The organism is Halomonas sp. LBP4 (assembly GCF_003202205.1).
GTDB lineage: Bacteria > Pseudomonadota > Gammaproteobacteria > Pseudomonadales > Halomonadaceae > Halomonas > Halomonas flagellata.
In genome coordinates this window covers 1,249,394-1,271,592 of sequence record NZ_PDOG01000001.1, presented here as the reverse complement: position 1 = coordinate 1,271,592, position 22,199 = coordinate 1,249,394, and the positions used below count along the sequence as shown (strand labels likewise).

Sequence of the window (22,199 nt, the reverse complement as noted above, 5' to 3'; positions counted from 1 at the left end):
CGTGTCAGAAGCGCAGCGAAAGCTGGAACAGCAGCATGTTCCAGCGGCGGCTGGTCTCGCTCGGGTCGGGGTTGTCCTGAATGGGCAGCCAGCCGGTACCGTCGACATAATGATACTCGGCGGCCAACAGCACCCGGGGGTTGACGTTCCATTGCAGTCCCAGGGTGATGTCATCGGCAAACTGGGAGTGAGCGGGACCGGCACCGCTGGCTTCGAAGGCCTTGCCCGAGCGGTCATCGCGGTTGCTGGTCAGGCTGTCATAGCGCACCAGCCATTGCCAGTCGTCATGGAAGCGGCGGGTATACTGGACATACCAGCTCTCCCCCGTCACATCGAAGTTGAACCTGGGATCGTTGAAGCCTTCGAGGCCCGATTTCCGCAGGGCAAACTCCCCGGTGAGGCTCCAGAGCTCTTCATTGTATTGCAGGGAAAACACCCAGGGCTCGAAGAAGAAACCGCCATTGCTGAGGCCGGGAATGCCGGATTCGAAGCGCGCATTGGCACTCGCCGTGGTGAGCGCGGCCACGAAACGACCGCCATCATGTTCATAACGAACCTGGGCGATCGCCGAGGTCTTGGATTTAAGGTCACCCCGAACCGCATCCAGTCGAAGCGTTCGCCGCAGGTCGTCACCGGCCTGAGTGTCGCCAACACCGGCGTATGCCCGCACCGTGCCTTTCGAGAGCCGCTCTTCGGCGTAAACGAGGGCTCCGTCTGCTGAAAGGGCCAGAGAGCGCGTCCTGTCGAAATAGATGGACTGAGGCAGCAGAATGCTGGGGCGGGTGAAGGCCACGTCCCGGGTCTGGTTGTAGAAGCCGAAGGGATTCTTGAAGCGGCCGACCTGAATGCCAAGGGTGCGACGCTGATTGGAGAGCATCTGGTAGTCAATGATGCCGTAATCCAGCACGGGCTCGGCATCGCTGCCGTCGCCACCGGCGCGGCGACTCAGCACCTGGGCAGCGATCAGCACATCCTGATGGGGGCGAATCGAGGCATTGGCGCCGATCTCGGTGAACTTGAGGCTACCGAGGCCGCTGCTGCTGGGGCCGAAGAAGTCGTTACGGTCGGTGATCACCAGGGCCTGACTAAGGAAGCCATGCATCTGCAGGGTGTCGAGTACAGGGGATTCGGCCCGGGCCTGCGCACTGGTGATCAGCAGCAGGCCGCCGAGCAGCATGCCGGCACAGGCCTCAGTCCATCGTAATGACTTGGACACGATCATCCAGGTACTCCCTTTCCAGATAGCCCAGGGCACCGGGGGTGCTGGCAAGACGCTCGCGCATCTCGGCCTGGGTGGTGACGCGGTTGGGTGCCTGGCCAGTGCCCGAGAAGACCATGCGGTCCCAGGCCAGCTGCAATTGGTGGGGGTAGACCGCCAGCCGTTTCTTGGCGAAGCGCGCGTGCACGGGATGGTCATTGGCCAGCACGAAGACCCGCACGGCCTGGCCGTCGGGCCAGGTACGCTGGCGCATGGCGAAGATGGCCCGGGTGGTATCGCGAGTCAGCTGCCGGGTATCGACACCGGCATGGGCAACGAGCAGCACGGGCGCCTCCTCGGCAGTGGCCGAGGAGGCGCCCGCCAGCATCAGCAGGGCCAGCAGCAGGCGCTGCGTCAGCCTTGCCATGGGCCCGGCTCGCCGTCTGTCGAGACACGTGAGGTCGCCACTGCAGTAGCGCGGTTCAGGACGAGGGGCTGCATCGCGTGAAGAGTTCCCGTTGTCGTCTGATGAACGTCAGGTTCATGCACGGTACGGTCTTGGCCCGCACTCCAGGCGTGTATGAGTCGATGACGCTGGCTCCCTGCAAGTCGTTCCAGGCTCGTTGCCCGAGCCCTTGTCGGTATGTCGGGGAAATCGCGGTCAGATCAGCGGGCTACCCGGACCCGGCCGTGCCTTTTCGAGCCACCATAACCTGATACGCTACATCACTGGAAGGCAATGTAGGGTTTTTTGCTTCAACGCTCGGTACGAGGGGGAGTCCCGGCGGCGGGGTGCCGCCGGGCGAGAGGTCAGCCGTAGATGGCGAAGCTGTCGGCATTCAGCCACAGGTGGGTGGCCACGCTGGCGGCATAGCCCAGGGCAATCACCGGGGCCCATCGGAGATGGCCCATGAAGGTGTAGTTGCCGCGGGCCTGGCCCATCAGGGCGACGCCGGCCGCCGAGCCGATCGACAGCAGGCTGCCGCCGACGCCGGCGGTCAGCGTGATCAGCAGCCAGTGGCCATGGGACATGTCCGGCTGCATGGTGAGCACGGCGAACATCACCGGGATGTTGTCGACCACCGCCGAGATCACCCCCAGGGCAATGTTGGCGCCCGTGGCATTCCAGCCGGTGTAGAGGGCTTCGGAGAGCAGGCCCAGATAGCCCATGAAGCCGAGGCCGCCGACGCACATCACCACGCCGTAGAAGAACAGCAGGGTATCCCACTCGGCGCGGGCCACGCGGTTGAACACGTCGAAGGGCACCACGCTGCCCAGGCTCTCGAGCTTCTTCCAGTCGCCGCGCTGGCTGTAGCGGGTGCGCTTGCGCTCCAGGGAGCGCGGCAGGGTGCAACGCAGGAAGTAACCGAAGAACTGCAGGTAGCCAAGGCCCGTCATCATGCCCAGCACCGGCGGCAGGTGCAGCAGGGTGTGGCCGGCCACGGCGGTGGCGACGGTGAGCAGGAACAGCGCGATGATGCGGCGGGCGCCGCGCTTCAGCCAGACGTCCTCCTGGACCGAGTCCGGCTTGCGGTTCTTGATGAAGGCGCTCATCACCACGGCCGGGATCAGGAAGTTGACCAGCGACGGGACCAGCAGTTCGAAGAACTCGTAGAATTGGACAATGCCGGCCTGCCAGACCATCAGGGTAGTGATGTCACCGAAGGGGCTGAAGGCGCCACCGGCATTGGCCGCCACCACGATGTTGACGCAGGCCAGGTTGATGAAGCGCTTGTCGCCCTCGGCGACCTTGGTCACCACGGCACACATCAGCAGGGCCGTGGTCAGGTTGTCGGCGATCGGCGAGATCACGAAGGCCAGCACCCCGGTGATCCAGAACAGCGAGCGGTAGCTGAAGCCCTTGCGGACCATCCATGAGCGTAGCGCATCGAAGACCCGGCGCTCCTCCATGGCGTTGATGTAGGTCATCGCCACCAGCAGGAAGAGCATCAGCTCGGTGAACTCGAGCAGGGTCACGCGGAAGGCATGCTCGGAATCGGCAGACATGCCGTTCTGTACATAGACCCAGCCGATCAGGCCCCAGATGATGCCTGCCGCCACCAGCACCGGCTTGGACTTGCGCATATGGATCTTCTCCTCGGCCATCACCAGGGCGTAGGCGAGGACGAAGATGGCGACGGCCAGGAAGCCAACCGAGGTGCTGGTCAAGTCCAGCTCGCCGGTCACCGCATGGGCGAAGGGGCTGAACAGCAGGGCCAGGACCGCGAGAACGAGGGGGCTCGACCACCAGGCGGGACGCCGGGGTCGTTGGAGTGACTTGCAGGGTGTCAGCATGGCTGAAATGTCCTGAGGAAAGAGGAAGGGAAGGGTTAGAAAGTCGCGCGGATTCTATCACACCATGATGCGATGCAATATGAACGAAAGTCGCTAATCGCCCCGTTTTCCCATGCCGTCCTTGCATACTCTGCTCAGCTTGTCGGGAGCGTCAGGGGGGGCCTGCCGGGGGGCAGCAGGCTCCGCTCCCGTGGTTGCCCCCTGTCATGGTAATCTTCGGTAAGGCTTCGTTGCCGCGGGTTTTATGGCATCATCTGCCCTCCGGCAGTGGCCGGCAGAAGATGGATCGCCAACGATGCAGGGCAGGCACAGCAGCATGTTTCTCGATGAATTCCATACGCCCACGGGGCAGCGGGTACGCATCTCCGCGGAGCAGGCCAGTCGGTTCGCCAAGCGAATCGCCGGCGACTACAACCCCATCCACAACCCGGATGCCCGCCGCTTCTGCGTGCCCGGCGACCTGCTGTTCGCCCTGGTGCTGGCCCGTTTCGGCCTCTCCCAGCACATGAGCTTCCGCTTCCTGAACATGGTCGGCGACGGCACGCCGCTATGCTTCCAGGAGCTCGACGACGGCCGGGTCCGCGTCTGCGACGAGGGCGGCAAGTCGTACCTCGAGGTGGAGCGCAGCGGCGCGACGACCCGTGACGAGACGGTGGTCGAGGCCTTCACCCGCTGCTACGTGGCCTTCTCGGGCAAGAACTTCCCCCACTATCTCAAGCCGCTCATGGAGGAGAAGGGGGTGATGTTCAATCCGCGTCGTCCGCTGGTGATCTACGACAGCATGGGCTTCTCGCTGGAGCGGCTGGACGCCCTGGCGCCCGGACTGGAGCTGGCCCGCTCGTCGCTCGAGGTCACCGGCAAGCGCGGCGATGCCCTGCTGGAATTCCGCATCGCCGCCGACGGTGAGCAGATCGGTACCGGCTCCAAGAAGCTGGTGGTCAGCGGCCTGTGTGAATACGACCCCGCCGCCATGGACGACATCGTGGCCGAGTTCTATCGCCTCAAGGCGGCCTACGAGACCGGCGCCTGAGGTGATGCGACATTCGCCGGCGATGGCGTCGGCCAGCAGGTGAGGCATGCCCAAGACCTCCGGCGGGGGCGAGGGAGCCGGCACAGGTACCCCGCTTCCGGACATCGAGATCGCCCGTCGGGTTCGGCTCGAACCGATCCTCCCGCTGGCCAAGGCGCGCCTCGGCCTCACGCCGGAGCACCTGGTGCCCTTCGGCCAGCATCGCGCCAAGCTGTCCCTCGAACTGCTCGACGAGCTGAAGGCACGGCCCCGTGGCCGGCTGGTGGTGGTCTCGGCGATCACCCCCACGCCCGTCGGCGAGGGCAAGACCACCGCCTGCGTGGGCCTGGTGGATGCCCTCAACCGGCTGGGCGTGCCTTCGCTGGCTTGCCTGCGCGAACCCTCCCAGGGGCCGGTGTTCGGCATGAAGGGCGGTGCCGCCGGCGGCGGTCGTGCCCAGGTGGTGCCGATGGAGGCCATCAACCTGCACTTCAACGGCGACTTCCATGCGGTGACCGCGGCCCATAACCTGCTGGCCGCGCTGATCGACAATCATCTCTACTGGGGCAACGCGCTGGGCATCGACCCCGAGCGGGTGGTGTGGCGGCGGGTGGTGGACCTCAATGACCGCTCCCTGCGCCGGGTGACGACTGGCCCGGGAAACGGCGCCGGGCACGCTACCGGCTTCGATATCACCGCCGCCTCCGAGGTCATGGCGATCCTCTGTCTGGCGGAGGACCTGGCCGACCTGCAGCGACGGCTCGGGCGCATGGTAGTGGCCTGGCGCGCCGATGACACCCCGGTCACCGCGGCGGACCTGCAGGCGGCCGGCGCCATGGCAGTGCTGCTGCGCGATGCCCTGGCCCCCAACCTGGTGCAGACCCTGGAGCACAACCCGGTGCTGATCCATGGCGGGCCCTTTGCCAATATTGCCCACGGCTGCAGTTCGCTGATGGCCACCCGCGCCGCCCTGGCGCTGGGTGAGGTGGTGGTCACCGAGGCAGGCTTCGGCGCCGACCAGGGGCTGGAGAAGTTCATCGACATCAAGTCGCGGCAGTCGGGGATCTATCCCGACGCGGTGGTGATCGTCTGCACCCTGCGGGCACTGCGTTTTCATGGTGGCGCGAGTCGCGAGGCCATGAACACACCCGATCGCGTGGCGCTGGAGCGAGGACTGGGCAACCTGGTTCGCCAGGTCGAGGTGGCACGCGCCTTCGGCCTCGAACCGGTGGTGGCCCTCAATGCCCTGGCCTCGGACAGCGCCGACGAGTGTGCACGGCTCGCTGACTGCTGCCGGGGCCTGGGGGTGAGCATGACGGTGAGCGACCACTGGGCCCGCGGTGGCAAGGGAGCACGGCCGCTGGCCCGCCGGGTGCTGGAACGGCTGGACGCCGGACCGGTAGGGCCCGGGGTGGCGCCGCTCTATCCGGACGACCTGCCCGTCGAGCAGGCCCTGCGTACCATCGCGACCCGGCTCTATGGCGCCCGGGACATCGAGCTGGCGCCACTGGCGCAGGCACAGCTCGATCGGCTGACCCACCAGGGCTTCGGCACCCTGCCGGTGTGCATCGCCCGTACCCAGTTCAGCTTCTCGGACGATCCGGCCGACGGCGGCCTGGTGACCGGCCACCTGCTGCGCGTGCATGAACTGAAGCTGTCGGCGGGTGCCGGTTTCGTGGTGGCCATCTGTGGCCGGGTCATGACACTGCCCGGCCTGCCGCGGGAGCCGGCGGCACTGGCGATGGGTCTGGACGCCGACGGTAATGTCATCGGGCTGGCCTGAGGCGATGCTGATGGCGTCGTGGATCAGCGCGGCGTGGCGCCGGGCCGGCCGCGTCAGACCATCACGCTCACCGGGCAGGGGGCCAGATCGATCACCCGCTGGCTGATGCTGCCCAGCAGTGCCCCCCGCCACTTGCCGAGACCCCGCCGCCCCATGACGATCATCGGGGCATCGTCGGCGTGATGCCGGGCCCGGGCGACGATCGCCTCGGCGAAGCGCTCCTCGTTCAGCAGCACGTCCTCGGTGCCCGCCGGCACCTCCCCCAACGCCTCCCGGGCCAGCCGGAAGACCCGCCCGGACTGGCTCTCCTCCTCGCCATCGTCGTCTGTCGGCCCGGCGCCCGGTTGGCAGAAGATCAGCTCCACTGGCACCCCGGCGCTGCGCGCCAGGTCACCGGCCAGGCCGGCCGCCCTGTAGCAGTGCGCGGATCCATCCACCGGCAGCAGCACTCGTCCGATACGGGACGCCTCGCGCAGGCTGGCATCGGCATGCACGATGGTCACCGGGCAGCGGGCCCGGTACACCACCTCGTTGCTGACGCTACCCTGCATGAACTTGCCCATGCTGCTCAGGTGTCGGGCACCCAGCACCAGCAGGCAGCCGGCATGCTGGCTGGCGTGATTGACGATGGCCCGTTCGGGGTGCCGGATGAAGGTCGCGTCCTCGAGCGTCACCTCGGTGGGGCTGAGCGCCAGGGCGGGATCGATGGCCTCTCGGGCCAGGGCGAAGGCCGTGGCGGCCTGCTCATGACGCAGTGCCCGGTCGTGGTCGGTGTCGACCCGGCGATTGGCGGGAATGTCGCTGAGCTCGGCCGGATGGAGCGGCATCACGTGCAGCAGCTGCAGCGGGGCATCCAGCAGCCGGGCCAGCAGGCTGGCATGGCGTGCCGCCGCCGTGGCCGTCGGCGATCCGTCCACCGGCACGATTACCTGCGAGACGTGCTCACTCATCGACCTCCTCTCCCCGTTGCCTGAATCGGGTGCATGAAAGCGCGGCAGTCGACGTCGGTCCCTGCCGATAGACAAAGCGTAGCGCAGCCCGCGCCGAGGCGTCTCGCCGCTCGGCGGTTCAGGCCACTCTTGGCCGTTTGACGAACGTCACCCTGGCGGGACGCTCTGTCGGGTGCAGCCGTCGCCGGCTTGGCCTATGGTCGTGGCAGACCCTCAACGGATGGAGAGACCATGATCCGCACCCTGCTGGCGACCACCGACGGCCGGATCCTGCCGGGCGACGAGGCCCTGATCGAACGCTGGCGACGGGAGGCCGGCAGTCGCTTGTGGATCGACCTGCAGGGCGAGCCCCGGGAGACGGAGCGGCGCCTGCTGGAGCAGTTCGACAGTCATCCGCTGGCCATCGACGATGCCCACCGCGAGCGTCACCCGCCCAAGATCGAGGAGTTCGAGAACCACACCCTGATCATCTACCGGGGCATCTCCTCCTTCGACGCCCAGCTCAACTACGAGCCCCAGCAGATGGCCTTCTTCCTCGGCGAGGACTACTTGATCAGCCTGCATCCCGGCCGTGCCGAGAGCATCGAGCGGCTCTTCGCCCACGACGGCGGCCCCCTGCTCCGGGAGTCTCCCGAGCATGTGGCGCTGCGGATCATGTATGCCTCCGCCGGCTACTACCTGAACAGTCTGCTGGAGTTCGAGACCGAGATCAGCGACCTGGAGGACGAACTGCAGCTGGCCGGCAACGATCGCCTGATGCGCCGGATCGTCGCCTACAAGTCGCGCCTGGTGAAGATGCGCCGGCTGTTCAACTATCACAAGGGCATCACCCAGGAACTGATCGCCTACGACTATCGCCACCTGCCCCGCGAGAACCCGGCGACCCTGCACGCCATCAACGACGTTTTCGAGCGCTTCGAGCGGCTGCACAGCCTGACCCAGATGTACTACGACATCTGCGGTGACCTGGTGGACGGCTACCTCTCGATCTCGTCGCACCAGCTCAACACCACCATGCGCATCCTCACGGTGATCACCGCCATCTTCGTGCCGCTGACCTTCCTGGCCGGCATCTACGGCATGAACTTCGCGCACATGCCGGAGCTGGCCTATCGCTACGGCTATTTCATCGTGCTGGTCGTGATGCTGGTCATCGGCGTCGGCCTGCTCTGGGTGTTCCGGCGCAAGAAGTGGCTGTAAAAGGGGCTGCGACGGTGACCGGGAACGAGGCGAGTTGACGCAGGGCGGTTGGCCTGACCGCCGCGAGCCCTTAATCTCGGGGCTCCACCTCCTTTTCAGGCCCGACCATGCACCCCCAGCGAGAGCGATTGCACAACGAGCTCCATGCCCGGCCCTCCATCTACTTCGTGGAGCCGGCCCACCTGTACCACTACGCCTTTCTCGATACCGACGGCGTCGGCGACGGCATCGTCCCGCGGCTCTGTGAGCTGGCCGGAACGCGGCTGACGCCGGATGCCGTCCAGGACATCCTGACCCTCGACGATGGCCAGGTGCTGAAATGGGAGCGGCATACGGAGTTTTTCACCCTCACGCTGATGGTGCCGCGGGCGGCGGATGGCGAGGCCTGGCCGCCGCCACCGCCATGGCTGGCCGCCATCGCCGAGGCGCATCGCGCGGCGCTGATCAACGCCACCCTGATCCTGACCGAGTCGGAGTCCCGTTGGGGCGGTGACACCGCGGCCTACGGCTTCCGCGACCCCGCCGGCTCGCGGATCGGCGGCGGCGACGCCACCGTCTGGAGCGACTTCAGGCTCGACGCGAACGGCGTCAACCGCCTGCTGCTCGTCAATCGCGGGCTCAACGACTTCCGCCTGGGACGCATGGCCCGGCGGCTGCTGGAGATCGAGACCTACCGCATGATGGCCTCGCTGGCGCTGCCGCTGGCCAAGGAGCTCGGCGCCGAGCTGCGGGACTACGAGATGGAGCTCGGCGAGCTCTCCGACCACAACGCCGACCAGCAGGAGGCGAGCCCGCGCCCGCTGCTGGCGGCCATCTCGCTGCTGTCGGCGCGCCTCGAGCGCAGCGGGGCCCGCTCCCGGCAGCGCTTCAGCGCCACCGAGGCCTATGCGCGCATCGTCTACACCCGCATCGAGGAGCTGCGCGAGACGCGGGTCGGGGACTGCCAGCGCCTGGGCACCTTCCTGATGCGACGCTTCCTGCCCACGGTGCGTTACTGCGCGGCGGTGAATCGGCGCCAGGAGAGCCTGGCTCAGAGCGTCGCGCGGCTCAACGACCTGCTGCGGACCCGCGCCCAGGTGGAGATCGAGGAACAGAACTCGGCGATGCTGCAGAGCCTCAACGAGCGCTCCAGCAGCCAGCTGAAGATCCAGAAGGCGGTCGAGGGGCTGTCGATCATCGTCATCAGCTACTACATCTTCAGCCTGTTCAAGCTGTCCCTCGAAGGGCTCGATGCGCTCGGCATACCGATCGAGCCGCGCCTCGCCGCCACCGTGCTGGGGCCGCTGGGCATCCTGATCGTCGGCCTGCTGGCCTGGCGGATCTGGCGGGTCAAGCAGCACTGAGCGAGGGGCGGGCGATCATGGCGCCCCGCGCTTCACCCGGGCCTGCAGGGCGAGCAGCCCCAGCATCAGTAGCCCCACCAGGCCGGCGAGCAGCAGGGGGAAGGCCCGGGTGCCGGCCCACTCCAGCAGCGGGCCGGTCAGTGACGGCACGATCATGGCCCCGCTGCCCGCGGCGAGGAAGATCAGCCCGGTGGTGCGCCCGTTCATCGCCATCAGCCGGTTGCTGAGCCCGAACAGGGTGGGGAAGATCGCCGAGGCGGCGAGTCCGAACAGCAGCGCCACCCCCGGCAGCGGCAGCCAGCCCAGGTGCAGCCCCAGGGCGGTGGCCAGCCCCAGCACGAGGCAGCCGCGCAATACGCGCCAGGGCGAGAACCGCCGCAGCAGCGGGATCGCCAGCAGGCGCCCGGCGGAGAGCGTCAGCCAGAACAGCGTCACCAGCAGGGCCGCGTCGCCCGGGGCCATGCCGCTCAGGGTGGCGTAGGCGGTGATCCAGCCGGCGAAGGTGATCTCCATGCCCACGTAGAGGCCGAACATCAGCAGGAAGATCGCCAGCCGCCAGCTGTCACGGGGCGGGGGGGACGGTCGCTCCCCGCCATCGCTGCGCCCCGGCTGGGGGCTGGCCTGTCCGGCCAGCGGCTTGAGCAGCAGCAGGCAGTAGAGCGCCACCGCCCAGAAGGCCCAGGCGACGTGCCCGGTCAGCGCCAGGGCGGCCACCAGCACCAGCGGCACCAGCATGTTGCCGAGCCCGAAACAGAAGTGCAGGGCGCTGATCCAGGGGGGCGACGCCGTGCCATGGGTCCACAGCAGCAGGGTATTGGCGCCGGCATTGATCGACACCTCGGCGAAGCCGAGCAGGAAGACCACCGCCGTCAGTACCGCCAGGGCCTGGCTGAAGGGGACCGCCGCGAGTCCCGCCGCCATCAGCAGGGCCATGCCGATCAGCACCCGATGGCCCGGGAAGCGGTCCACCAGCATTCCCGAGACCACCGAGCCGAGCATGTTGCCCAGTGCCCGGGCGGTGAACAGGATGGCGATCTGGCCCATGCTCGAGCCGGTCATCTCCGCCAGGTGCGGCAGCGCCGGCCCCAGCAGGCCGCCGCTCATGCCGATGGCGAGGAAGGCGAGGAAGTAGGTCAGGGTCACCCGGTGATGGTGCCGGGTCGCGAAGGCCAGCATGTCCGCTCCATGGAGTCGTTGGCGAGGGAGGATTGTCGCACGATCCGTTCGCGAGTCACTCCTCCCCCGGGGGGAGGAGAGCCCGATGCCCCTCCCTCGTGCGGGATCGGTGCGTCCACCTGTGTGCGCTCCAGGCGAGCCGGCGTTCAGGTGAAATCCGAGCAGGAAGAAGGCACACAACTGCGGTGAAATTCAGAAAGAATCCTTCCGGCTCACCATGTCCCGTACGGCCGCGATCGTGTTTCAATCCTCGACTGAGGGGAACCCCCTCTCTGTGACCACGGCTGAAAGTCCATCCATGCCAGGAGGTTGAGACAAGTGGCATCCGATACCCTTCCGGAGAACGTTCCGGCCACCATGGCGGCCATGCTGCTGACCGGGCATGGCGGCATCGACAAGCTGGTCTACCGTGACGACGTCTCCACCCCGACGCCCGGGCCGGGCGAGGTGCTGGTGAAGGTCACGGCGACGGCGAAGAACAACACCGACCGCAAGGCGCGCGAGGGCCTCTACCCGACGAAGGACAAGGGCGAGGTGACCTCCTTCGCCATGGGCGGCGCGCCGACCCTGACCTTCCCGCGCATCCAGGGCGCCGACGTGGCCGGGCGCGTGGTCGCCGTGGGCGAGGGAGTGGACGCCTCGCGCATCGGCGAGCGCGGGCTGCTGGACTTCAACCTCTACCCGGACGCCCGCCGCGACCTCAACCTGATGCCGGACTACTACGGCCACGGGGCCGACGGCGGCTTCGCCGAGTACATCGCCGTGCCGTCGGACCAGTTCCATCAGGTGCCCAACCCCGAGCTCGCCGACGCCGAACTGGCGGCCATGGGCATGTGCTCCTACCAGACCGCCTACCACATGATGACCTCGGCCGGCGTCAAGGCCGGCGAGCGGGTGCTGGTCAGCGGCGCCAGCGGCGGGGTGGGCACCGCGCTGATCCAGCTGTGCCGCATCGTCGGCGCGATTCCCTATGCCGTGAGCCAGCCCGACAAGGCCGAGGGATTGCTGGCGCTGGGCGCCGAGGCGGTGATCGACCGTGGCGACCTGCCGACCTTCGTCGACCGGGTGCGTGATGCCACCGGCGGCGCGCCTGTGGAGGCGGTGATGGACCTGGTCGGCGGCGAGATGACCGACCGCTTCATCGACACCATGATCTTCGACATGCGGCGCCGCGACAGCTACCCGAGGCTCTCCATCGCCGGGGCCAGCGGCGGCAACCTCAGCGAGATCATGTGGACCCGCATCTACCTCTACCAGGTACAGATCTTCGGCGTCTCCCACGGTACCCGCGAAGAGGCCGAGCAGCTGGTGGCCTGGATCCGCAGCGGGCAGCTGAAGCCGGTGCTGCACGCGGCCTTCAGGCTCTCCGAGCTGCACGAAGCGGAGCGTTATTTCGTCAACCGCGGCAGCAACTACCTGGGCAAGATCGTGATCGTTCCCGATAGCCAATGGGATGAGCATGGCGCTCCCTTCGCGCTCGAGGGACAGGCATGAAGGAGAAACTCGTCTTCCAGCTGATGGACACCCACGCCGGCGGCGACGTCAGCCGCATCGTCACGGGCGGCATCGACCTGCTGCCCGGCGCCACGGTCAGGGAGCAGATGCACTACCTGCGCGACGACGCCGACGGCCTGCGCAAGCTGCTGCTGCACGAGCCCTACGGCATTCCCGAGATGTCGGTGGACCTGCTCGTGTCCCCCAGCCACCCCGAGGCCCAGGTGGGCTACATCATCATGGAGGTGATGGGCTACCCCATCTACTCCGGCTCCAACACCATCTGCACCGCCACGGCGGTGCTGGAGCTGGGCCTGGTGCCCAAGCAGGAGGGGCGCCAGCGCTTCGTGCTGGAGTCGCCGGCGGGCCTGGTGCACATCGAGGCGCTGGTGGAGGACGGTGTAGTGGAGGCGATCACCTGCGAGGGGCTGCCCAGCTACATTGACACCTACCACGCCAGCATCCATGTGCCGACCATCGGCGACGTGACCTACTCGGTGGCCTACAGCGGTGGCTTCTATGCCCTGGTGGACGCCGCCGCGCTGGGCTTCCATCTGACCCGCGACGAGGAGTGCGACCTGGCGGCGTGTGCCCACAGGATCGTCGAGGCGGTCCAGGCCGAGCGCGGCTTCTCCCACTACACCCTGGGCGACGTGGGGCCGCTGCCCTTCCTGCACTTCATGGGGCCGGTGGAGCAGGTGGCCGACGACTTCTACCGCTCGCGCTCGACCACCTACGTGCACCCCGGCGTGATCTGCCGCAGCACCACCGGCACCGGCACCTCGGCGCGGCTGGCGCTGATGCACCATGAGGGCAGCATCAAGCCCGGCGACAAGCTGGAGACCGTCTCGCTGCGCGAGACGGGCTTCATCGGCCAGTTCACCGGTATTCGCGAAGAGAATGGCGGCCATGTGGTGGAGAACACCATCACCGGCAAGAGCCATGTGCTCGCCCGCTCGGAAATCGTCGTCAACTGCGCGGATCCCCTGGTGGAGTGCGCTGGCCTGCACCATATCCTCACCAGCGGACACGCCTCGCCGGAGTAGGGATCACACCGGCACCTTGCCGCGCAGCGCCTTGGTCTTGCCCTTGCGGGTCTTCTTGTCCACCCGGCGGCGTTGCGACCCCTTGGTGGGCTTGGTCGGCCGGCGGGCCTTCTGCTGCTTCACCGCACTGCGGATCAGCTCCCTGAGGCGCGCCAGGGCGTCCTCCCTGTTCAGTTCCAGGGTGCGGAAGCTCTGCGCCTTGATGACGATGATGCCCTCCTTGCTGATACGCTGATCGGAGAGGGCCATCAGGCGCTCCTTGTAGAAGGGCGGCAGGCTGGAGGCGAGAATGTCGAAACGCAGGTGCACCGCGGAGGCGACCTTGTTGACGTTCTGCCCACCCGCCCCCTGGGCGCGGATCTGGCTGATGTCGATTTCCCAATCGGCCAGTTCCACCGTATTGGAGATGGTCAGCATGGCATGCCTCGTGGTCAGGGCTCGATGGTGTCAGGCTACCATATCGGCAGTCCCCGGCCTGCCGGCTGCCCCCGGAGGGCATGGGCCGTGTTGGTGCGTGACACCCGTCTACTCGAAGCCCGCCTTGCGCAATCCCTCGAGGTAGTGCTCGGCATCGGTGCGGCGCCGGTAGGGGTCGAGCGCCGTCAGCCAGTCGAGGCAGCCGGTGTGCTCGGGGAAGGCGCCGCGCGCCATCCGAATTCAAGCAAATAAATGCCGTGTGTCACGCCTTGGGGACGGGCGTCTGCTATTCCTTGAATGTAACCCATGGCGGGGGAGCCACGGCCTGTTTCCGTGTCCCCCCGCCCAATCCCGGTCGCTGTGCCGTGGATGGGGCGGCGGCGGGCAAGGCCTGGCATCGTCTGGCAACGTAACGAATGGGAGGTGGGTGATGGCAGATCCGGGAATCACTACACAGCGTCGCGACGCTATCACCTTGGGCGCGGACGCGATTCGCTCATTCGCCGAGCGCCTGCGCGGGGCGCTGATCCAGCCCGATGACGAGCGCTACGACGAGGCGCGCCGGGTCTACAACGCCCTTCACGATCGCCGCCCGGCCCTGATCGTCCAGGCGGCAGGCGTCGCGGACGTGATGACGGCCGTGACCTTCGCCAGGGAGCACGCGCTTCCCCTGGCCGTGCGCGGCGGCGGCCACAGCGTCCCCGGCTTCGGGACCTGCGATGGCGGCCTGGTGCTGTCGCTCGAGCGGATGCGCGGCCTCCGGGTCGACCCCGAGCGTCGCCGCGTCCGGGCCGAGGGCGGTTGCACCTGGGCCGACCTCAACCATGCCACCGCCGCCTTCGGCCTGGCGACGACCGGCGGGATCGTCTCCAGCACCGGCATCGCCGGCCTGACCCTGGGCGGTGGCCTCGGCTACCTGGCGCGGAGCTGCGGGCTCACCTGCGACAACCTGCTGTCGGCCGACGTGGTCACGGCCGAGGGCCGCTTCCTGACCTGCAGCGAAGGCCAGCACGAGGACCTGTTCTGGGCGATCCGCGGCGGGGGCGGCAACTTCGGCGTGGTCACCTCGTTCGAGTACCGCCTGCATGAGGTGGCCGATATCCTCGGCGGGCCGACCTTCTATCCGCTCGAGGCGGAGGTCATCCGTGGCTACCGGGCCCTGATCGCCGAGGCGCCCGAGGCGCTGGGGGCGGTGCTCGGCATCACCCTCGGCCCGCCGCTGCCGTTCGTGCCCGAGCAGTGGCACGGCCGGCCGGTGGTCGTGGTGCTGACCTGCTGGAGCGGGTCGACAACCGAGGACGACGCGATACGCGAGCGGCTCGGCCGCCTCGGCCCCGTCGTGGGGCAGGCTGTCCAGCGCCTGCCCTACCCGGTGATCAATACCCTGTTCGACGAGCTGCTGCCCGCCGGGCTCCATCACTACTGGAAGGGCTGTTTTACCCGGGAGCTGACCGACGAAGCGATCGACGTGCATCTCGACTTCGGCGCCCGGATGCCGTGCCTGCAGAGCGCGACGCTGCTGTTTCCCGTCGATGGCGCCTGCCAGCGTGTCGCGCCCGACGCCACGGCGTTCGCCTACCGGGACGCCACCTTTGCGACGGTGCTCGGCCCGAGCTGGCCGGACCCCGCCGACAGCGAGCACAACATCGCCTGGGGACGTGCCTACCATCAGGCGCTGCGGCCCTATTCCGAGGAGGGGGGCTATGTGAACTTCATGTCCGGGGACGACGCCGATCGGGTACGTGCCAACTATCGGCAGAACTACGATCGGCTGGTCGAGATCAAGACCCGCTACGACCCGACCAACCTGTTCCGCCTGAATCAGAACATCGCCCCGGTGCGGCTGGCTTGACCGGCGTCGGGGGCCAGGGGGCTCCCCCATGACCCTGGTCAGACCTGAACCAACAGGGCCGTGGTGTACATTGCCATGGCCCCCGCGCCGACACCGGACAGGGCGACTCCCGAGAACCATGGCTGTCCCGCGCCGCGCGCGCTGCGGACCAACAGCGTGCCGACCTCAATGATGACCTGGAGGATAGCCCCCGTCCCCACGGCGAACGCCATGGCGGCCCAGTAGGGCGAGAACGCATAGCTGCCGACCCATATCCCGACCACGGCGGGCAGCCCGGCAAGGGCCGCCAGGGCGGCGAACACCCACAGCGGTGGCCGCTGCTTGAGCATGGGGGCCACGATGCCGATACCTTCCGTCAGGTTATGCAGGGTGAAGCCGAGTACCAGAAACGAGCCGAGTGCAACCGAGCCGGTGGCAAACGCAGAGCCGATCGCCAGGCCTTCGCCCAGGTTATGCAGGCCGATCCCGAGGGCGATCGCGGTCGCGAGACGCACACCGGCCAGCGTCTTTCCCTGACGCCGCCCCACTCCCATCAGCACCGCGAATGTCAAGGCGGTGACAAGCCATACCGAGATTTCCCCCTGGAAGCCGGGCGCGGCTTCTCCTGCCAATGCCAAGGCCTCGTCAAGGGTGTCGACCAGCAGGTAGGCCAGGAGACCGGTCGTCAGGGCGAGAGCGAACTGGAAAGCCCGCGTCCCCCCCGCGCGCAGGGCCGGATAGAACAACATGCCAAGTGTCACCGGCACAACGCCGACGAATAATCCGACCATGCCGAAGGTGCGCAGCGTGCCGGCGTCGGGGGTGGGCGTGGCAACGGCAACCTCGATGGTGTGATCGAAGGTGACGCCGCTTGGGGTCAACAGGGTCAAGTGATGAGTCTCGCCCTCCACCCATGGATAGGGGATCCGTATCCAGGCCGTTTCCATGCGTTCCAGTGCCCCCGACGGAGTTTGCATGAAAGCCCAATAGGCGCCGTCGACCTGTACCTGGGCAATCTTCATCGGTTCCGATCCGCCGGCACGCACCCGAAGCGCGATACCGTTCTCGTCGAGCAGGGTGCGCTCGACCGTGAGTTCCTCGATGGGGGGGACGGCGCCGGTCAAGGAACGCAGGGGGTCGCTGGCCAGGAAGGCCACCATGACGGCGACGATCAAGAGAATCGGTAGCACGATCCAGAGCACGGTGCGTTTCATCGGGGTAGCCTCCCGAGGCCTGCTGCGGCCATCACTCCTCCCGGACATCGAACAGACTCATCCAACCCAGCTCGGCGAATTCCGACTGATGGGCGTGGAACATGTAAAACCCGGGCTCGTGATCGGAGAAGGAGAATTCCAGGATCCCGCGCTGGGCCTGGCACTGCATGATGGTGTCGACCATTCGTAGCGTCGGGGTGAGCGTGGTGCCGTGGTCGTAGTAGTCGAAGAAATTCGCATGCAGGTGTAGCGAATTGACCGGGTCGAACTCCGTGACGTTGATCAGGTAGAGCCGCAGTGGGCGAGCCCGGTCTACCGGGATGGGCCGCTTGAAATAGGCGTGAGCGATCGAGTTGACCGCGTAAATCTCATTCTCCTCATCGAAGTTCGTGTCGAAGCCGTTCATCACCAGCACGAACTCCTGCCAGCGCGCATTCTCCGACGAGCCAAGGAGGCGCGAACGCGCGGCCTCGGCCTGCTCCGGGTGGCGGTCCGGGTCCGGGTCGACGATGAAGGCACCGTACAATCCCTTGTGGATGTGTCGCTTGAGTGGGATCGAGTGGCAGTGGTAGAGATGGCAACCGAACGGGAAGGCATCGAACTCGTAGACGAACACGCCGCCCGGAGGCACGTCTCCGGCCCCTGGCACGCCATCCATGCGTGCCGGGTGGATCCCGTGGAAATGCATGGAGTGCGTGTGACTGCCGCCGTTGACAAAGCGTATGCGGATACGATCCCCCTCGGTGGCTCGCAGGGTCGGGCCCGGTACGCGGCCGTTGTAGGTCCAGGCGGGAAAGAACATGCCCGGGGCGATTTCGATCTCCTTGTCACTGGCGGTGATGTCGAATTCGCGGAGAACCTGTCCGTCCGGCAGGCGAGAGACCGTCCCTCTCTCCCAGTCGGTCAGGATCTCGTGGGGATCGAAGCCGTTCCGAGCATTGTCCACCTCCCCCACGGTGATCATGCCGTCATGAGCCTCGTGCGCACCCGTCGGGGCGTACTGGGCGGTATCCGGCGCCTGGCCCACTGCCAGGCGTATCACCGATGAGCCGCCGATCAGCGCACCCGCCCTGAGCAGAAGCCGCCGTGTCATGGGGTACTTGAACCAAGGTCGCATCTCTCGGCTCCGATGGTGCAAGACGAGCCTTCCAGGTGGATGTCCGATAGCAGGCTCGATGATGGGTATGTGGCTATACAATACAGCATAGGCTATATCTCGTGTTCCTGTGGCACCTTGCCCCTGCAGGCACGCCAGCCGCATGGCACGGTTATGTTATGGTGAGATACACGACATCGAGGTAGGGACGGCGATGACCAAGTCGGAAGTGGGCGCCGGTAACGTGTTGCCGGATGCGGATCAGCAAGCGGTCAATTTCAAGCGGGTGCGGGAAGCCCATCAGAGCGAGGTGGCCGAGGATTACGTTGAGCTCATCGCCGACCTGATCAACACCACGGGGGAGGCGCGCGCGGTCGACATTGCGCGACGGCTGGGGGTGGCGCATGCCACGGCAGTGAAGACCATCGCTCGACTGCAGCGGGAGGGGCTCGTTTCCAGTCAGCCCTATCGGTCGGTCTTCCTGACGGAGAGGGGGCAGGAACTCGCGGCGCGTTCGAAACGCCGCCATGAAACCGTGGTGAACTTCCTGCGTGCCATCGGCATCAGCGAAAAGGCCGCGCAACGCGATGCCGAAGGCATCGAGCATCACGTCAGCGACGAGACACTGGCGGCCTTCGAGCGCGTGATCCGAGCCAAGAAACGCTAAACTTTGTCCGAAGAGTCGCCGAGCGCAGGCTACTAGGCAGGCAGAAGGCGTTCGCAGACGACCCGAAGCGCCCCCGGGCGTGTCGAGGCCGTGGCCGCCATGAGACGCCCCAGGACCTCGCCATCCGCGCCCCGGCTGACGGACCCATCGCCGCCCGCGACCATCACCCGCCTCGGCATTCGCGACCAACCACTGGTGCCTCCCGGCGTCTCCCTGGCCTGGGGTGATCCCGAAAGCATGGCGTATAGGCGTTGCCCGAACGCTGTCTGACACGGGGGGAGCCGTCGTATTCGGCTCAGCGTTGTACCCGGCGCTCCAGCGTCTCCCGGTACTTCCGGATCCTCGCCGCATTGGTCCCCACATCACTGCGGCCGATGCGGGAGGCGGAGCGCACGTCGACGCGCACGCCATCGTCGGTCTCGGTCAGGCGGATCGCCACGTCGTCCTTGAAGCCGAACCAGGTGGTGGTGTCGGTGGCCTCGATCCTGTTGGCGGTGACGCCGGCGAGCTCCCAGCCCAGGTCCAGGGCGGCGGCCTCCGCGACCGAGAGGGCACTGTCGAGCGACATGTCCAGGTCGATCGGCCGGATATCCGGGTAGGCCTCGCGCTGCTGGCGGGCGAACGCCTCGCCGGGGTAGTCCACGGCGTTGGGGGCCGCTTCCCGGGCGTCGACCAGCGCCTCGAAGGCGGGCGGGTCCTCGGTGTCGGTGGTGATGTCGTGGATGGGCGGCGCCAGCTGGGCGCGCTGCCAGTGCACCCAGGGCACGGTCACCATGCCGGCGACGGCGACGATCACCAGGCCGCCGGCCAGGGCCGGGCGCAGGCGTCGGCAGAAGATGGCAAGGATCAGCGCGATCAGCCCCACCCCGGCCGCACCAGCGGCGACGTAGGCGCCGTAGCGCAGCAGGCCGAAGGCATCGCCCAGGGGGAGCAGCCCGAAGCGGTAGGCGGGCCCCGCGGCGGCCATCAGCAGCGCGGCGATCACCAGCAGGATCAGGGCGAGCCAGGCGACGCCGACCGGCCAGCGGCCTCCGCGTGGGCGAGTTCTCGGGCGCAACAGCGACATGACGGCTCCTTGGCGTTTCGATAGGGATCAACAACAGCATAAGGGCTTAGCCGCCATCGTGCCGGTCTGCGTCGCCCTCGCGGCTTCGCCTTCTCCGACCTCAGCGAGCGGCTGACACCCGAGGAGTGATCCTCGACAGGTTCGTCCGCAAGGCGTCGAGCTTTGCCGCGGTGCCACTGTCCACCCTTGGCACGAGAGGGCGTTGCGTCGCCGCGAGCGTGGTCACGACGAACGGAGACGTCATCGCGCGCAGCAGCGCCGAATAATCGAGGCCGAAGCGGAGCTCCGTGCCGGGTGCCAGGCGGTGAGGCGTCTCGAGCACCAGGTGGTCGCTGCTGGCGGCGAGCACGCTGACGCCGCCTGGGGGCGTCAGGCCGTCCGGGTCGACGTCCTGCCGCCCGATCGAGGCGATCGTCTGGATGATGGTGCCGCGTTCGCGCATCGGCGTCGGCACGCCGAATGCCGCCTCGCCGGTGGCGCCGCGTGGCACCGTCGGCTTGGCCAGCGACTCGATGACGGGCACCACCAGGATGAAGGCGTCGGTGTGCAGCCCGCTCAGGGGCATCCGCGTGAGGGGGTCGCAGCCCAGCAGGATCGACTCGCCGAGCCGCAGGTCGTTGACGCGGCCAGCGGGAGCCTTCATGGCCCAGGCGAGATTGGCCGAATTGCCGCCGGAAATGATCGGCAGGTGCAGGCCCAGCTCGCCTTCGAGCAGGGTCGCGAGGGCAGACAGCTCGCCCATGTTGTCGGTGCTCGGCACGACGCCGGCACGGCACGCCAGGTTGGAGCCGAGGCCGGCGAGCGTGACGTGGGGAGTGCGCGATAGGCGTCGGGCGAGGTCGAGCACATCGCCCGGCAGCACACCCTCGCGCAGGTCGCCCAGCTCCACCATCAGCACCAGGCCGTGAGTGACGCCGCGCCTGCCCGCCGCGACTGACAGCGCCTTTACCACCTCGAGCTCGCTTACCTGACTGATGCTGGCGCACGCCACCGCCCGATCGGCCTGTTCGGGCGTGGGCGAACGCAGCAGCGTCAGCGGGGCCTGGATGCCCGCGTCGCGGAGCGCCTCGAGGTTGTCGATCCGCGAATCGCCGAGGCGCGCCACACCCCCCGCGAGCATGGCCTTCGCCACCTCGGGCGAGCCCAGGACCGCCTTGGTGACTCCGGTGACGTCGATGCCGCGGCCGGACAGCAGGGTGACAAGCGTGCGAGCGTTGTGCTCGATCTTGGCCAGATCGATCTCGATGCGGGGAGAGATCACGCCATTGCCAGTGGCTGACGCGCCTGCAGTGCGGGAAAGGCGGCGGTGACCATTCCCACCAGCGCCGAGGGGTCGTGCCACAGCGCATCGGTGGCGGGGAGGCCGAGCTCGACCTTGTAGCGGGCGATGGCCGCCGTGACCTCTGCCTCGCTCATGTCCTCGTGGTTGATGGCCAGCCCGATGACCGTGGTCTTGCCGAACAGCTCGATGAGCTTGATCTCCGAGAGGGGAGACGGCATGCGCACCGCCGGATAGTCACTGAGCATCCGGCGGGCCGGGGCATGCTGCATGATCACGGCCTGTGGCCGGCTGGCGCGCAACACCACCGTCGAGCTCAGGTAGGCGGGGTGGCTGAGGGCGCCCTGGCCCTCGATCACGATGACGTCGGGGTGTTCGCCCTCATAGGCGGCGAGCACCGCCCCCTCCAGTTCGCCGACACCGAACTGGGCGGGAATGGCATCGAGCGCGACGCCATAGGCGGCGCCCTGCATGAGGCCGGTCTGGCCCGTCCCCACCATCACGGTGTGAATCCCGGCGTCGTTGAGCGCCTGGGTGAGCAGCGTCGAGGTGGTGCGCTTGCCGATCGCGCCATCCGTGCCCAGTATCGCGATGCGCACACAGTCGACGCCGCCGATCGCGCCGTCGAACATGCGCAGGTGCTTGGTCGGGCGTGGCCGGCGGATATCGTGAAGCGTCACCCCGCTGGCGAGTGCCGCCGCCGAGATCTCCGGGTCGTCCGCGAGGAACTCGTGCAGGCCGGATACCACGCCGATGCCGGCCGCCACGGCCGCCAGCACCACCGCACGGTCCGCCTCGGACATCAGGCCCGACAACGGCGCCAGCCCGAAGATGAGGACGTCGGGAAGGTCATCGGTCGCGGCGAGCGCCGCGGTCAGATCGGCGACGATGGGGATGCCCGCCGCCGCCTCGCCCAGGGCGATGCCCGCGTCCTCGCCGGTCAGGGTGCTGTCGATGACGGAAAGGATGCGATACCGCTCGCTGCTGCGCACCAGGCCGTTGGCCGTCTTGCCATCGATGCGCGCGAAGTTGCCCTCGCAGTACACGATGGCCGATTGGCGGTCGTCAGCGGGGTGAGCGGCGCAGTCGAGAATGGCACGAAGGGAACCAGGAAGCATGAAGCGTCTACCTCGGG

Annotated in this window: 20 protein-coding genes; 8 read left to right on the top strand and 12 right to left on the bottom strand. The window is 67.5% G+C overall.

Annotated features, from left to right (window positions below):
- Positions 1 to 4: 4 nt before the first annotated feature.
- The 3 genes from CR157_RS05860 to nhaD form a co-directional block, all read right to left on the bottom strand.
- Positions 5 to 1,222 carry an OprO/OprP family phosphate-selective porin gene (locus CR157_RS05860; protein ID WP_219999883.1) on the bottom strand — a complete coding sequence of 406 codons (1,218 nt, stop codon included), beginning with the start codon at positions 1,220 to 1,222 and terminating at the stop codon, positions 5 to 7.
- Positions 1,191 to 1,625, bottom strand: coding sequence for a hypothetical protein (locus CR157_RS05855; protein ID WP_219999882.1), 435 nt, complete (start codon positions 1,623 to 1,625; stop codon positions 1,191 to 1,193). The genes CR157_RS05860 and CR157_RS05855 overlap by 32 nt, the downstream gene beginning before the upstream one ends.
- A 383-nt stretch (positions 1,626 to 2,008) precedes the next feature.
- Positions 2,009 to 3,493 (bottom strand): sodium:proton antiporter NhaD, encoded by a 1,485-nt coding sequence (gene nhaD / locus CR157_RS05850; protein ID WP_110282546.1) that lies wholly within the window; start codon positions 3,491 to 3,493, stop codon positions 2,009 to 2,011.
- Between the two features lie 316 nt (positions 3,494 to 3,809).
- Here nhaD and CR157_RS05845 point away from each other — a divergent pair, with 316 nt between their 5' ends.
- Together CR157_RS05845 and CR157_RS05840 are read left to right on the top strand one after the other, a co-directional pair.
- Positions 3,810 to 4,523: a DUF3581 domain-containing protein gene (locus tag CR157_RS05845; RefSeq protein ID WP_110282851.1), complete on the top strand. Its 714-nt coding sequence runs from the start codon at positions 3,810 to 3,812 to the stop codon at positions 4,521 to 4,523.
- 46 nt (positions 4,524 to 4,569) lie between these two features.
- A complete protein-coding gene (locus tag CR157_RS05840; RefSeq protein ID WP_110282545.1) occupies positions 4,570 to 6,285 on the top strand; it encodes a formate--tetrahydrofolate ligase in 1,716 nt (571 codons plus the stop codon).
- A 53-nt stretch (positions 6,286 to 6,338) separates the two neighbouring features.
- Here CR157_RS05840 and CR157_RS05835 read toward each other — a convergent pair whose 3' ends face one another.
- A complete protein-coding gene (locus CR157_RS05835; protein ID WP_110282544.1) occupies positions 6,339 to 7,235 on the bottom strand; it encodes a universal stress protein in 897 nt (298 codons plus the stop codon).
- A gap of 231 nt (positions 7,236 to 7,466) precedes the next feature.
- Between CR157_RS05835 and CR157_RS05830 the strand changes: the two genes are divergently transcribed.
- Together CR157_RS05830 and CR157_RS05825 are read left to right on the top strand one after the other, a co-directional pair.
- Positions 7,467 to 8,435, top strand: coding sequence for a magnesium transporter CorA family protein (locus tag CR157_RS05830; protein WP_110282543.1), 969 nt, complete (start codon positions 7,467 to 7,469; stop codon positions 8,433 to 8,435).
- A gap of 107 nt (positions 8,436 to 8,542) precedes the next feature.
- Entirely contained in the window at positions 8,543 to 9,778 is a 1,236-nt protein-coding gene (locus CR157_RS05825) for a DUF3422 domain-containing protein (RefSeq protein WP_110282542.1), read from the top strand.
- A gap of 15 nt (positions 9,779 to 9,793) precedes the next feature.
- Here CR157_RS05825 and CR157_RS05820 read toward each other — a convergent pair whose 3' ends face one another.
- Positions 9,794 to 10,954 carry an MFS transporter gene (locus CR157_RS05820; protein WP_110282541.1) on the bottom strand — a complete coding sequence of 387 codons (1,161 nt, stop codon included), beginning with the start codon at positions 10,952 to 10,954 and terminating at the stop codon, positions 9,794 to 9,796.
- A 357-nt stretch (positions 10,955 to 11,311) separates the two neighbouring features.
- On the opposite strand from CR157_RS05820, the gene CR157_RS05815 reads away from it, so the two are divergent.
- Together CR157_RS05815 and CR157_RS05810 are read left to right on the top strand one after the other, a co-directional pair.
- The gene (locus CR157_RS05815; RefSeq protein ID WP_110282850.1) at positions 11,312 to 12,448 is read left to right on the top strand and encodes an alcohol dehydrogenase catalytic domain-containing protein; all 1,137 of its coding nucleotides are present in this window, start codon (positions 11,312 to 11,314) and stop codon (positions 12,446 to 12,448) included.
- Positions 12,445 to 13,494: a proline racemase family protein gene (locus CR157_RS05810; protein ID WP_110282540.1), complete on the top strand. Its 1,050-nt coding sequence runs from the start codon at positions 12,445 to 12,447 to the stop codon at positions 13,492 to 13,494. Before CR157_RS05815 ends, CR157_RS05810 begins: the two co-directional genes overlap by 4 nt.
- A gap of 3 nt (positions 13,495 to 13,497) precedes the next feature.
- On the opposite strand, the gene arfB is transcribed toward CR157_RS05810, so the two are convergent.
- On the bottom strand, positions 13,498 to 13,911 hold the full coding sequence (gene arfB / locus CR157_RS05805; RefSeq protein WP_110282539.1) for an alternative ribosome rescue aminoacyl-tRNA hydrolase ArfB: 414 nt from the start codon (positions 13,909 to 13,911) through the stop codon (positions 13,498 to 13,500).
- Between the two features lie 108 nt (positions 13,912 to 14,019).
- Complete coding sequence (locus CR157_RS22950) at positions 14,020 to 14,145, bottom strand: hypothetical protein (RefSeq protein ID WP_258364070.1); 126 nt, start codon at positions 14,143 to 14,145, stop codon at positions 14,020 to 14,022.
- 196 nt (positions 14,146 to 14,341) lie between these two features.
- On the opposite strand from CR157_RS22950, the gene CR157_RS05800 reads away from it, so the two are divergent.
- Positions 14,342 to 15,763: an FAD-binding oxidoreductase gene (locus tag CR157_RS05800; RefSeq protein WP_110282538.1), complete on the top strand. Its 1,422-nt coding sequence runs from the start codon at positions 14,342 to 14,344 to the stop codon at positions 15,761 to 15,763.
- A 38-nt stretch (positions 15,764 to 15,801) separates the two neighbouring features.
- On the opposite strand, the gene CR157_RS05795 is transcribed toward CR157_RS05800, so the two are convergent.
- Both CR157_RS05795 and CR157_RS05790 read right to left on the bottom strand, forming a co-directional pair.
- Positions 15,802 to 16,956 carry a ZIP family metal transporter gene (locus CR157_RS05795; protein WP_110282537.1) on the bottom strand — a complete coding sequence of 385 codons (1,155 nt, stop codon included), beginning with the start codon at positions 16,954 to 16,956 and terminating at the stop codon, positions 15,802 to 15,804.
- A 31-nt stretch (positions 16,957 to 16,987) separates the two neighbouring features.
- Complete coding sequence (locus tag CR157_RS05790; RefSeq protein WP_110282536.1) at positions 16,988 to 18,073, bottom strand: multicopper oxidase domain-containing protein; 1,086 nt, start codon at positions 18,071 to 18,073, stop codon at positions 16,988 to 16,990.
- Between the two features lie 193 nt (positions 18,074 to 18,266).
- On the opposite strand from CR157_RS05790, the gene mntR reads away from it, so the two are divergent.
- A complete protein-coding gene (gene mntR / locus CR157_RS05785; RefSeq protein ID WP_110282535.1) occupies positions 18,267 to 18,719 on the top strand; it encodes a manganese-binding transcriptional regulator MntR in 453 nt (150 codons plus the stop codon).
- 295 nt (positions 18,720 to 19,014) lie between these two features.
- On the opposite strand, the gene CR157_RS05780 is transcribed toward mntR, so the two are convergent.
- The 3 genes from CR157_RS05780 to CR157_RS05770 form a co-directional block, all read right to left on the bottom strand.
- A complete protein-coding gene (locus CR157_RS05780; RefSeq protein WP_110282534.1) occupies positions 19,015 to 19,785 on the bottom strand; it encodes a DUF1499 domain-containing protein in 771 nt (256 codons plus the stop codon).
- Positions 19,786 to 19,885: 100 nt separating this feature from the next.
- Positions 19,886 to 21,046 carry an alanine/ornithine racemase family PLP-dependent enzyme gene (locus CR157_RS05775; RefSeq protein WP_110282533.1) on the bottom strand — a complete coding sequence of 387 codons (1,161 nt, stop codon included), beginning with the start codon at positions 21,044 to 21,046 and terminating at the stop codon, positions 19,886 to 19,888.
- A complete protein-coding gene (locus CR157_RS05770) occupies positions 21,043 to 22,182 on the bottom strand; it encodes a DUF1611 domain-containing protein (protein ID WP_110282532.1) in 1,140 nt (379 codons plus the stop codon). Before CR157_RS05770 ends, CR157_RS05775 begins: the two co-directional genes overlap by 4 nt.
- Positions 22,183 to 22,199: the final 17 nt, after the last annotated feature.